The organism is Lentilactobacillus otakiensis DSM 19908 = JCM 15040, from assembly GCF_001434145.1.
GTDB classification, from domain to species: Bacteria; Bacillota; Bacilli; order Lactobacillales; family Lactobacillaceae; genus Lentilactobacillus; species Lentilactobacillus otakiensis.
In genome coordinates, this window is sequence record NZ_AZED01000011.1 from 78143 (window position 1) to 91204 (window position 13062).

Sequence of the window (13062 nt, forward strand, 5' to 3'; positions counted from 1 at the left end):
TTTCTGAATTTTAAACGACAATAATTGCTAAACAACGATGAAGATGACTAGCTATCCCCCTCTGTGATGGAATTGGTTTTATAAATTAAACCCTAAATGATGTGCGGTGAACTATTTCAATTCACCAAGAAAACTATGCCCAATGGACTCATTGGAAAAGTCGAGGCCAAAGATTTCACCAATCGTGGCACCTACATCTGCAAGTGTTCTTCTGATACCTAGAGCCTTGCCCTCAGGCAGAGAAGAAACGTATGCAATCAGTGGCAGGTATTCACGAGTTGGTGTAACGGCAAGGGCTGGGTCATTGGCATACGATGACGTAATGATCAAAAGATCAGTGCTGTATAACTCACGCATTAAGCGTGCCAAATGCTGATCTGCCAATTTCAGAGAATCAATGCAGCCCTTGCGATCGCCGGTGGCCGCATTTTCCTGGAGCCCCATGGCGCGAAAATAAAGCAGCCCATTATTAGGCTTGATCACCTGTTGATGGAGCTGATAAAAGCCGGCTTCATCGGTGTTAACAGGAATGACTTCGGCCTCATTTTGATTGGAAAGGTAACTCTGATAGTTGCTGATCAGAATCGAATGAACCCCCAGCAAGCCGACAATTGAATCAATCACGCTGGTCGTCCGGGTGGCCGCTTGAAAATCAAACATTTCCCGTAACCCACTGAGTTCTGAATTCTCTTCACTCTTGCTGCGGATCTTGCCGAAAAAGCCAATCGGTTCCTCAACTGGTGGCAAGCCGACAACTGGATCAGCGTAACGAATGTTTCCCAGTCCCATCCGGCTTAAAGTAGGCAACTGAAAGTCAGTCCCCTCCAAAGTCGCAATGTGACCCAATGTGTCCGCTCCAACTGATTCATATCGATTTGCGTCGCTGGCCTCACCGACACCTAAAGATGCCAAATCAAGAACAATCACTCGACGAAAGTTCATTAGAAGCTTCCTTTCCAGAACAAAAATGTGAAATAGAAAAATATTCTATGTGAATAGAATACCGCATTTGAGAAGTAAGTGGAAATAAAAATCACGAAATGACGTGAGGTAATACGGTTTACTTTAATGATTGCGTTTTCATTATATCAAAGTGTTTTGATCGCGTAAACAGAAATATTTTGCCTGGGTGGGATTTATGGAATTTGTCTGGTTTGGGTTTTGAGAATGGGAATTTGTTGGATGAATTTTTGGGGGTTAGTGGAGTTTGTTTGTGGGATTGTTTGGTGGACCTTGTTTGTGGAGTTTGTTTTATGTATTGGTTGTTTGGTGGTTCTCTGTTATCTAGCTGAAATGTGCTCCGACGACCCTGCCCCCTACTGTGTAAGGCAAAAATTTTAACGATGAACAAGAACCGTTCACCATTAAAATTTCTGCCTTACACTCCGGGGGCACCCGGGTCTCGTCGCACTCTACAAAAAAATAGGATTCAAACTCGCTTTTTGAACTTGCAAGTTTAAATCCTATACGGAAGGGAACTTTGGGGTAAATACCCACTTCATTAAAACTTTAATGTCTTATCGCCTCAATCTAACTATTTGTTGATCCAACTGCCGCAAACTTTAATCATTTTTCACGTTTTTACTTTATTGATAAATTTGCCGTGGTGTCAACATTTTGGTTCTTCGTGCAACTAACATACTTGGTACAACTGCTTGATACCGGTACATAAACCTAAGGTGCATGGTACTTGTTAATCGTGAACCTTAAACTTAAAACCTTTTGGAACTTTCATCAACTTGATATCACATCAATTTGATATTCGAAATGAATCTCTCAGACTCACTACAAGTGACCTCTGTACATAACCCTTTTCAATTACTCCACTAGGTTTTCAATAGCGAACCATCGAATTCATATTTGAACATGTGTGACTCATAACATTATATTCAAACACTTAATCACCTGAATTAACCTTCTGTTATTTTAAACTGTAACAATTTGAAACTCTGTGAATCTTTGAAACAATCGGCTAAATAAAACATTCTATTCGAACTTCCATGCTTCTATGAATCGTGAACCTCAAACTCTTAAAACTTAAAATAAACAACTATGCGTTCTACATGTGAAACATTTGAAAATAATCCTGTGACATAACAACATATTAATCTTGGATCAGAGAACATTCAAAGTAGGCTGAAACCCCTATGCTTCGAACTTCTTTTCCCTTCCTTGACTATATAATATCATATCTGTAAGCGTTTGCAAGTATTAAATACTCTTTTTTTGAATTTATTTCGGAACGTTGCTTTCACGCGGTTCAGAGCATCAAAAAACACGGTTGCTTAGACGCTCAACCGTGTTCTGTCTTCGTTATTATTTAAAAAGAAATCTCAATGGATCAAAGGCAATAAACGTAACCCCGGCAACTGCGATGACCGCCAAAGTTGCCATGACGGGAAGGGTTTCAGAAATCCCAGTCGAATCGTGTTCCATGTACTTAACATGCTTGACTGGCGTGGTCAAAGTTGCCTTACTGCCAGTTACGGTTGTAATCGTACCGGGCTTCTGGGCTGTTTTCAAGACATGACGGTAAATCGTGTTTGAAAACGCGTTAAATGTCAGTAGTTTGGTCTTATTGCTCGTAATCGCACTCGCCGCCTTGACTGCCTTTGGATCACTGTTCGTGACCTTATCAGCAAAGGTATCGCCTACAATATCGTTATGGACGTTTGAGCTCTCAATAATTGTCTGATCAGGGACAATCAAAGTCTCTTCAGTCTTGCCAGGTTGGGCTGTATCTGGCGATTCAAGCACAACCGTCGAATCGTCAGGTGTGTCTACTGCAGATGATGCAGTTTGAGCTTGAACATCTGAATCAGATTTATCGGCATCTGGGATAACCTTATCGACAACGGTTTTCACAACATTATCGATTGCGTCATCCCCTGCGCCAACTACTGAAGCGCCAGCATTTAAATCACTGCTGGTCGCGCTGGATGAACTGGTTGCAGAACTGGTACTCTCACTAGCAGTGCTTTCTGACTCGGAATCAGCTTGTTGGGTAGTTGTCTGTTGTGGTGTGGCAGAACTAACCGAGCTTTCGGAAACCGCAGTCGTTTCACCCTTGGCATCGCTAGTATCGTCATTATCCGTTGGTTTGACCTGGTTATCCTTGGCATCACCATATGTAGTCGTCACGCTACTGCTGTCAGAATTTTTGTTTGCTTTAGAATCATCAAGTTGACTGCTTGAACTGCCCTCAGAATCAGTGTCTGCAGAAGTGTTGGATGACGTCCCGTTTGCTGGGTTGGCAGACACAGTCGACTTGGAATTACTGATTGATTGAACTTCCGTCGATGACTGCGTTGAGCCGGTAGTAGCAGCTTGTGCCTGAGTACCTACCCCAAAACCGCCAAAGACTATCAACGAAAACAACAGTGTTAACCTGTATTTTGATTTCGTATTCATTATTTATTGACTCCCCCGGTTACATACTTGTCAAATCTCAAGCTTGTGAATCTTGCTAAAAGTAAGCATAATTGATTTACTAAAAATAAGCAAGTTGTGCGCAAACTCTTCACTTGAGTGTAAGCGGTATGTAAGGGTTTCGTAACAATATCATGCTAAAGTAATACATAGTTGAAATTTTATGAGGAGATAATCAATATGAATAAACGTTTTTACATAGCGACTGCGATTACAGCCGCCTTGGGGGTTGCGGCATTGATGACGCCTGCTCACGCCGCAGCAACGGATCCGACGACTCCGACTTCAACAAGTTCGTCCAGTACTAAATCAAAAACATCAAAGGATACCACGCCAAAAGTCATCCCGGCAGCGACCATCGTCTCTACTGAAGATTACGACCAGCCGCTTCCCTACCATATGAAGTCCGGCTATGTCTATACCACATCCGGCTTGAACAAGACGCTGGGATCCGCTAAAAACTTTGCCAAGATTACCTGGTACACTTATAAAAAAGCTGTCATCGACCGCTCTGCACAAGGCAAAGGCAACTCTGTCTGGTACTATGTTAAGAGTGGTTCCGGTAAGCAAAGCGGCTGGGTTTGGCACGGCAGTCTCCAGGATATTTCGGAAGGAACGTTTAACATCGCAATGAAAAATAGTGACTACTTCAAATCAGATAAAATAATCACCATGGGGGATTCAATTACTGCCGGTTACGATGGCTATGAGACTTTGGATGCCGGTTACCCAACCTGGCTGTCCCGTTACCTTGGTACCACGGTTGATAACGCTGCTTATAACGGTGCCTTCTTATGTGATGCCGGCGATATGTCAACGCCTGGTGATCTCGGCACAACTGTCAGTGACACCAACTTCGCCAAATACGACGTTGCCACGATTGCTTACGGGACCAACGACTACGGCCATACGGATTCAACTATTGATCAGATTAAAAATACTTTGGATTCCAACATCAAGAAGATGAAGGCTGAAAATAAAAATTTGATTATTTATGGGTTCCTGCCAATCACTCGTTATGATAATAACCAAAATTCAGATGACATTGTTGGCCAAGCCGGCTATACAATGAATGAATTGCGAGCAGCAGAAGCGCAGGTTTACGAGGATAACAATGTGCCATACCTCAACTGGGCAGACGTTGATCCTGATTTAATCACCGACGCCAACCACATCGACCGTTTCAACGATGGTCGTTTGCATCCCGCAGCCAAAACTTATCAGTTGATGGCAAGAGATATTGCCAAGTTCATGATTGACAATTTCCCAAAGGATCAGATTAAGAAGTCGACTTCGACTAAGAAGACAACCACTAAATCAACCACCGCTACAAAGAAAACCACAACGAAAACATCAACTAATTACTAATCGCGCATCAATAAAGGCAGGTTTCCAAAATCAGGAGACCTGCCTTTTTGTTTTTGCATTTAGTTAAATGGCCGGGCAATCCCAGCAATATCTGAGCGTTGTCCATTACGAATCGGCTGAACCATGATTCGTGGCGGCCAGCTTTCGATCACTTTGTTTTTACCAAGATAAATTGCCACGTGCCAAATGACGTGAGTACCCGGTTGGTAATAGAACACCAGGTCACCTCTTTGACGATGGGAATAAGCAACGTGTTTGAATTTCTTGGATGCCCACAAGTTTCGCGAGTTCCATTCATTACCAGGATAGGCATGGTGAATCGAACTAGTTGGCAGTGGATTGATACCGCCTGCATATAGTCCCTGCATCACCAATCCAGAGCAGTCAGTTCCATACTTGGGGCTCGATGAAGAACCAACCAAATATGGATTGCCCATGTAACGGTAGGCTTGATGAATCATTGCTTCAATGTGGGCTGAACGACCGTTCCACGCATGGGCTTTCAATGGGGCAACATAACTATCAATCCCCGTCCAAGCTTTTTTGGAAAAGCCCATCTTGAGCCATGTCTTTTCGTTGACGTTTCCGGTCACTTTCAAATGGTGCCGCTGTTGAAATCGTTTGACGGCGTTATAAGTTGCTTGGTTATATTTATCGTAACCTGCAAAAGTGCCCATCTTGCGCATAATATACCAGGTCTTGATCCCCTCGTAGTGACGTTTAACAGTGTAACCAATCTTACCAAATGGCTTAATCTGCGTGTAATTGACTTGGTAATACTTTTTCGGGTTCTGATAGCCCTTGGTCTTGACGACAAATTTCTTGCTGGCAGTCAAATACTTGCCGGTATTGGTTTTAAGCACCGGTGCCTTGCCATCTTCATGGATGACTTGACTGATTTTGGCAAAGTGATTGGCTGAAACTTTAGTGGCTTTATGTGTCTTTTCAGCATCCCGATATAAGATCACAGAATGTTTGGTCTTGATGATTCCAGGATTAGTGGTGTAGTAGTTAGAGTTAGCATGTACGCCGGTCGCCCAGGCGAAGGCTAGCAAAACGGTGAAGACTGCTGCTGTGGTCACAATGATTCGTTTAAAATGTGTCATGTCAAAGCATCCCTTCCATAATTAGTAACTCAGTGCTCGATAGCCATCCCTTGAACGATGAGTCTGCATCGTTTTGATCTTCATACTGGTCTTTTTCTTCGTCCAAGGATCGTTGTAATAAAATCTCGAACTGGAATAGCCCGTGATGGTAATTGCATGATTGACAAAGCCGTCAACATTATTGACCCAAACCACTACTGGATGTTCGGTAGCAATCTTAGCCTTGATCCTAGAAACGTTGGCCCCGGTCATGTTCACCGCACTGCCTGCGTGACGTTTGACAACTCTCATGAGTCCTTTGGGGTAAATGTACCAGCCAGTCGGGCTGTATGGGCTGCCGACAAACCCTTTGTTGGGGTTGCGGCTGCGTGGCACCTGTTTGGCCAGCTGCATTTTAGTGACTTTTGAGCCGGCAAAATTCAGCATCATCGTTGTCGCAACAATTTCACAGCCAGTCGGTAGTTCCGGCCGTTGAGCAATCAGCGGCACATTCAGCCAGCGATATGATTGATCGGTGGCGTTTAAGTGAACCCACCCCGTGAAGGTTCGATATGTAAATTTAACCCAGGTCCCTGTTCCAGCCGTTTCTTGCTTGGTGACATGGATCTTCTTATTTTTGAACTCATGGCCAAATGCGATTGGCTTAAGGTTATCTTCGGAAGTCTTCCAACCACCGGATTTGTAAATGCCATAATCATGGGAAGTTGAACGAATCCGGGTATAGTAGTTTGCCACCTTGAGATTGGTTGGATGAACATACGTGGTATCCGCGTTTGCGGTAAGGGGACCAATGATAAAAACTGCCAACAACCCCAGGATTATCAGTAGGCTCCGGAAAATAGTCTGCTTCATGATTTGCCTCTCATTGTATAAGATATGTGTCATTATACTATCTTTTTATAAGTGTTTCTATGGTATTTAGTAATTAATAGTTGACGGCGTGAATTAAAAGTGTTTTCTTGCTGGCAACTCAAAGATGATACTAGAAATAATTAAATGCAAAACAAAAACCAGCGACCCGAAATTAATCGGATCGCTGGTTTATTTTTATATCTGCCTGGAAGAAATATGCTTGAAGTATCCCTTCCGTTCCAGCAGATTATTCGTTACCTGTGTGCAACTACAAATCATATTGACGGAACGGTGATTCCATAAAGCGGACGACCAAATCACTTTGGTCGACATTACATATTAAGTTTGTAGAGCTGGAATTGGTAAAAATATGGGACAAATGAGAATGCTAACAATGATTACTTAGCAACATAATCAGTGTTGGCGTTAGCATCAGTCGTTTGTGTTGGAAGTGCTTTGCTAGTGATATAACGTTGCATTACAACTTTAACGGTAGCGCCCTTTTGTTGAGTTGGAGCATTGTTATTCAAAGTAGCCTTACCATCAAAACTATAGAAGTAACGTTGAGTACCATTATTTAAGTCTTGACCAAAGAATCCAGTAACTGGACCATTGTTATGAGTATTGGTGTTAGGGAAAGTCAATTCACCAGCTGGAGCAGTGTAAGCATTAGGTGCAAGAATTAAATTATAAATGAATCTTCCGCCACCATCTTTGTTAGTTAAAGTCCAATCTTGGAAGTAGTCGTTCATATTGAATGATCCGGCAGTCTTATTATCTGGAAGAGCTGCAGCTTGTTGAGCAGCAGTTAATGCAGGATAACCTGATGCAAATGCAGTTGCTGGAAGAGCAGTAATTGCACCACCTTCAGTATCTTGATAATAATACTGAACCTTTGTTTGTGCTGCTGTTGGTGTAACATCAACCGTCAAAGTATCACCAAACTTAGCACCAGAAATAACTGGGCTGATAGTAAGGTTCTTTGCATCAGATGCAGCGGCTTGGCCATCAGTAGTCTTAAATGCATAGCCTGATGGTGCACCAGCATTTACAAGATACTGAGTCAAACTATAACCTGCACTGTTTACCAATGCATTAACAGCGTTTCCTTGCTTAGTACCAGTAGAAGCAGTGGTCCAGACGTTAGTCTTGTCCAAAGTCTTACCAGTAGTAACATCACGGTACGCAATCTTCACACTAGTATCAGCGTTAAAGTTATCAACTGGAGTAGCAGGAGTAGCTTGTGCTAAACCACTGTATAAGATCCAGCCATTAGCCTTGCTGTTAGCAGAGTCGGTTGCTTGGATTTTAACCCAAAGGTCACCTTCACGAGTACGAACAGTTTGGTCAACAACTTTAAATGTTGCGTCCTTGTATGGCGTTGAGTCGGTGATTACTCGGCCCTTCTTATATTGAGTCCATGCAGGATAAGTGTAAGTTACTTCAGTACCATCGTTAGAAGTACCAGGGTTGGCAATCTTGTAAGTTGCAGCTTTTTGAGTAGCACTCAAAGCATTGGTTTGACCTTGAGTGTTAATCGTAGCACTTGAACTTACAGAACCGTTTGCGTCTGGGTTAGCTGCTGGATCAGTCGTTGTGTTGTATTGTGCAACACCGCCGCCGAACGCATCAGATGACTTACCACCGTAAATCCAGCCACGGTATGCACCATCAAATGATACAACCTTGTAGTAAACTGAGCCACGGTTAGTAGTCGCAACACGGTAAGCACGTACGTTGTGTTGTGAGCTCTTTGAGTTTGCGAAACTGCCTAAAACAGCCTTGCTTGCCTTAACTCTGGCACCACGTAAAGTACCAGCCTTAGTATATAAAGCACTCTTACCAGTGAAATTAACGTTACGAGAAGTAGCGTCCCCGCCAAGAGTTTTATTGGATGTTACTTTAGCGTAAGACTTTGCGCTTGCTTGAGTAGCATTAGCAGTACCAACTGCTGCAACCAATCCCAAAGCGGCAACACCAATGAAAAGAGACTTTTTCAAAGTATTTTTCAAATGACATTCCTCCAATATGTTAAAGATTATGATAAGTATAACGCACTTCAAACAAAAGTCGATGTGTTTCCGAGATTTGCTCAAGTGATTAACCAACCTTATCTAGTATATCATCTTTGCCGACGCTTCCCAAACGAAACAAACGACCCGTATTAAAACGGCTCGTTTGTTACGACACTATTTAAGGAAAAATATGCTTGAAATATTTTTCCCACTTCGCATAAACTGCTTGATTGAATATGCGAAAACGATTGTTCATATCATATTGGAGGTTGCTTGAACACAAAAGGGAGGGCTGGGCGAATGATCGCCTAATCCCCCCTCTTGGACTAGTTTGAAGTATTTGAAGCTACTTTTTAATTAACATATCGGCGTAGGCTATTTAAACCTATTTTGCGACATAATCAGTGTTAGCGTTCGCATCAGTTGTTTCTGATGGAAGAGGAAGGCTGGTCGTGTAACGTTGCATAACAACCTTAACTGTTGCACCTTTCTCTTGACGACTTGCATTATTGCTGATTGTGTCAGCACCGTTAAATACATAGAAGTAACGTTGAGATCCACTGTTCAATGACTGACCAAAGAATCCAGTTGTCTTTAACAGGTTAGTCGAAGTGGTTCCTGGAACTGTTAATTGGCCGGTTGAAGCAGTATATACATTTGGTGCCTTGATCAGTTGGGCAATAAATTTAGCGCCACTTGCAGGAGTTGATCCAGCTCCGTAATCCGCAAAGTAATCAGACATATTAAATGTATCTGAGGTGGTTGTGGTGTCAGGAAGTGCCGCAGTTTGTTCAGCAGAAGTCAATGCTGGATAGCCATATGCAAATGCGGATGAATCCAGAGCAGAAATTGTGCCACCAGCTTTGTCTTCATAGTAATACTGAACCTTTGTGGTTGCAGCAGTTGGCGTAACATCAACTGTTAAAGTGTCACCATATTTTGCATTTGTAATTGTTGGACTAACATTTAAGTTGCTTGTAGTAGCGGTGGTGCTACCATCACTCGTCTTAAATGCGTACCCTGATGGTGCACCCGCATTAAGAATGTATGATGAAAGGTTGTAGCCACTAGTGTTCAATGCAGTTGTGCCGACAGTATCTCCTTCCTTGGTACCAGAAGTTGCTGTGGTCCAAGTCTTGGTCGTGGAAATTGTCTTACCAGTCGAGACATCCCGATAGGCAATCTTCACGCTGGTATTTGCATCAAAGGTTGAGGTTGGTGTAGTTGAAGCAGTGGTCAAACCGCTGTACTTGATCCAGCCATTAGCCTTACTGTTAGCTGAGTCGGTTGCTTCGATCTTAACCCACAAGTCGCCTTCACGAGTCCGAGTTGTTTCATCGGTGATCTTGAAAGTAGCGTCCTTGTATGGCGTTGAGTCGGTGATAACGCGGCCCTTCTTGTATTGAGTCCATGCAGGATAAGTGTAAGTGACTTCAGTACCATCGTTTGATGTACCAGTGTTGGCAATCTTATATGTGGCAGCCTTCTGAGCGGTGGTCAAAGCAGAAGTTTGACTCGCTTGAGACGAGGTTGTTGAGTATGATGATGCTGACGATGAGCTCGTGTCAGTTGATGCTGTTGGGTCAGTAGTTGTGTTGTATGACTTGATGCCACCTGCAAATGCAGTGGTTGACTTACCACCGTAGATCCAACCACGGTATGTACCATCATATGATACAACCTTGTAGTATACGGACCCGCGATTAGTTGTAGCTACTCGGTAAGCCCGCCAGTTTTTCTCACTGCTTTTTGAAGTTGAAAGGCTTGATAATGTGGCTTTAGTTGCCACAGTCTTAGCACCTTTCAATGTACCAGCCTTTGTATAGAGGGCATTGGTACCATTGACGTTGACGTTACGACTAGTGGCGTCAGTTGTTAAGGCTTTGTTAGATGTCACCTTAGCATATGATTTGGCGCTCGCATTCGTAGCGTTGGCAGTCCCAGCAATTGCGACAAAACTTAAGGCTGCAATTCCTGTATAAATTGATCGTTTTAAATTTTTATTCATTTTCCATTCCTCCTTACAAAGAATACATTTAGTATAACTTGTTTATGGAGCAGTGACATTACGGTGTTTAAACAAAATTCTTAAGTTATTTCAAGAATGTGACATGTATAAAACAATGCGTCAAAAGTGAATAGATATTCTTAAAGTTTGCATATTTTAAGGTGTAGTTAAGGTAAGCGTTGTTCAGCAAAAAAGGAGCGTGTCGAAATGAATCGACCCGCTCCTGAGTTTTTAAATTTACGGAAGAGATACGCTTGAAATATCGTCTTCCACTCGCATAAACCGCTTGATTGAATATGCGACTACAAATCATTTTTTATCATATTGGATTGAACTTTTAGGATTAACAAAGGGGCCGACCAGGCTACTACCTCTGGTCGAACCCCCTTATTAACTTGTAGAGCTGTGCTTTGTTTTGAGACCTGAAATGGATGTGTTTTGAAAATCGATGATACTTTTAGTTGTTACTTTGCAACATAGTCAGAGTTAGCATTTAAATCAGTACTTGGTTTAGCTGGAGTCGTATTTGTAGTGTACTTAGTAAATACAAAGTTTACAGTTGAACCAGTCTGTACTGATGATGCATTAGCAGCATCCGTTGCAGCTTGATCGTATACATAGAAGTAGTATACAGGTTGAGAAGCTGATGACTTGGAATCATCTTTTTGGCCATAGAAACCAGTTAGAGTGCCATGATTTTCATTTCCAGCCGCGTCCCAAATATTACTATTAACACCGCTGATCTTTTGAGCATTTGGTGACTTGGTAGTGTCATTCAAAGCTTTAGTAAAGGAGCCATTAGAACCAAAGTATTTTCCAAATTCAAATGTCTTGTCCTTGTCAAGATTGACAGGTAAAGCGGCTTGTTGCGTTGATGCAGTTAAGGTTGGGAAACCATACAAGAAGTCGCTGGCTTTCAAATCAGAGTTAGTTGCACCATTTGTACCCGCAACTTGGAACTTAACCTTTGTGGTTGCAGCAACTGGCGTTACATCGACAGTTAAAGTGTCACCAAACTTAGCAGTGCTTGCATCTGGTGTTACAACCGCATTCTTACCATCAGTACCAACTGCTGAGCCATCTGTAGCACTACTCTTCAGCTTGTAGCCAGCAGGCGCATCGGTTGATCCGATGAAGGTCAAAATGTTTTCACCTTTAGCATCAGTGTTAGTTGAAACACTGTCGCCTTGCTTAGTACCAGTTGCAGAAGTAGTCCAAGTGTTAGTCTTGTCTAAAGTCTTACCAGTAGTGGTATCACGATAAGCAATCTTAACACTCTTGCTTGCATCAAAGTCAGTTGTTGGTGTAGTTGATGAAGCCTTAGTTAACCCACTGTACTTGATCCAGCCATTAGCTTTGCTGTTAGCTGAGTCGGTTGCTTCGATTTTAACCCATAAGTCGCCTTCGCGAGTACGAGTAGTTTCGTCAGTAACCTTGAAAGTTGCATCCTTATATGGAGTTGAGTCGGTAATAACGCGGCCCTTCTTGTATTGAGTCCATGCAGGGAAAGTGTATGTGACTTCAGTACCATCATTTGATGTACCGGTAGTCGCAATCTTGTAGGTAGCAGCTTTTTGAGCCGCGCTTAAACCATTAGTTTGGTTTGAAGTGCTGCCTGAAGCTGATGATGCTGACGAACCTGAAGTGGTTGTGTCAGTCGTTGCTGCAGGAGTTGTGGTTGTGTTATATGCTTCAACACCACCGCCAAATGCAGATGCTGATTTACCACCGTAGATCCAGCCACGGTATTGGCCGTCAAATGAAACAACCTTGTAGTATACTGAGCCGCGGTTAGTGGTAGCAACACGGTATGCACGAACGTTGTGTTGAGAAGTTTTGCTGTCAGCAAAAGTTCCTAATGTAGTCTTGCTTGCAGTAACGCTGGCACCCTTTAATGCGCTTGCTTTAGTGTATAAAGCTGAGCTTCCAGTAAAGTTAACGTTACGTGATGTTGCATCACCAGATAATGCCTTGTTAGACGTTACCTTGGCGTATGTCTTTGCACTAGCTTGTGTGGCATTGGCAGTTCCGGCAACGGCAACGAAGCCAAGAGCGGCAATCCCGACAAAGAGTGATTTTTTCAAAGTATTTTTCAAATTCATTTCCTCCAAATTTAAAACAAATAGTTCTGTTAAGCGCGCTAAACAACGTGTGATATTACTAAAAAGTAGCCAAACTTTTTTATTGGCAGTAATATTTCACTGGTTAGAACTTTATCACAGATTTGAAGAAAAATGTATATTTGAAGGAAACGTTCACAAAAAAGTCACATTTATACGGGCAA

8 protein-coding genes are annotated in these 13062 nt (G+C 42.6%); 1 reads left to right on the plus strand and 7 read right to left on the minus strand.

Features of this window, described 5'->3' with window-relative positions:
* Window positions 1-111: 111 nt before the first annotated feature.
* Together FD05_RS04165 and FD05_RS04170 are read right to left on the minus strand one after the other, a co-directional pair.
* Window positions 112-942, minus strand: a complete 831-nt coding sequence (locus FD05_RS04165; protein WP_020280878.1) for an alkaline phosphatase family protein — start codon at window positions 940-942, stop codon at window positions 112-114.
* Window positions 943-2316: 1374 nt separating this feature from the next.
* A complete protein-coding gene (locus FD05_RS04170; protein ID WP_020280877.1) occupies window positions 2317-3411 on the minus strand; it encodes a hypothetical protein in 1095 nt (364 codons plus the stop codon).
* Window positions 3412-3609: 198 nt separating this feature from the next.
* Between FD05_RS04170 and FD05_RS04175 the strand changes: the two genes are divergently transcribed.
* Window positions 3610-4797, plus strand: coding sequence for an SGNH/GDSL hydrolase family protein (locus FD05_RS04175; RefSeq protein ID WP_020280876.1), 1188 nt, complete (start codon window positions 3610-3612; stop codon window positions 4795-4797).
* Window positions 4798-4856: 59 nt separating this feature from the next.
* Here FD05_RS04175 and FD05_RS04180 read toward each other — a convergent pair whose 3' ends face one another.
* From FD05_RS04180 to FD05_RS04200, 5 genes are all read right to left on the minus strand, one after another.
* Window positions 4857-5903 carry a DUF5776 domain-containing protein gene (locus FD05_RS04180; protein WP_020280875.1) on the minus strand — a complete coding sequence of 349 codons (1047 nt, stop codon included), beginning with the start codon at window positions 5901-5903 and terminating at the stop codon, window positions 4857-4859.
* Between the two features lie 21 nt (window positions 5904-5924).
* A complete protein-coding gene (locus FD05_RS04185; RefSeq protein ID WP_020280874.1) occupies window positions 5925-6755 on the minus strand; it encodes a C39 family peptidase in 831 nt (276 codons plus the stop codon).
* Window positions 6756-7153: 398 nt separating this feature from the next.
* Entirely contained in the window at window positions 7154-8767 is a 1614-nt protein-coding gene (locus FD05_RS04190) for a hypothetical protein (RefSeq protein WP_020280872.1), read from the minus strand.
* 388 nt (window positions 8768-9155) lie between these two features.
* Entirely contained in the window at window positions 9156-10778 is a 1623-nt protein-coding gene (locus FD05_RS04195) for a hypothetical protein (RefSeq protein ID WP_020280871.1), read from the minus strand.
* 464 nt (window positions 10779-11242) lie between these two features.
* The gene (locus tag FD05_RS04200; protein ID WP_020280870.1) at window positions 11243-12880 is read right to left on the minus strand and encodes a hypothetical protein; all 1638 of its coding nucleotides are present in this window, start codon (window positions 12878-12880) and stop codon (window positions 11243-11245) included.
* Window positions 12881-13062: the final 182 nt, after the last annotated feature.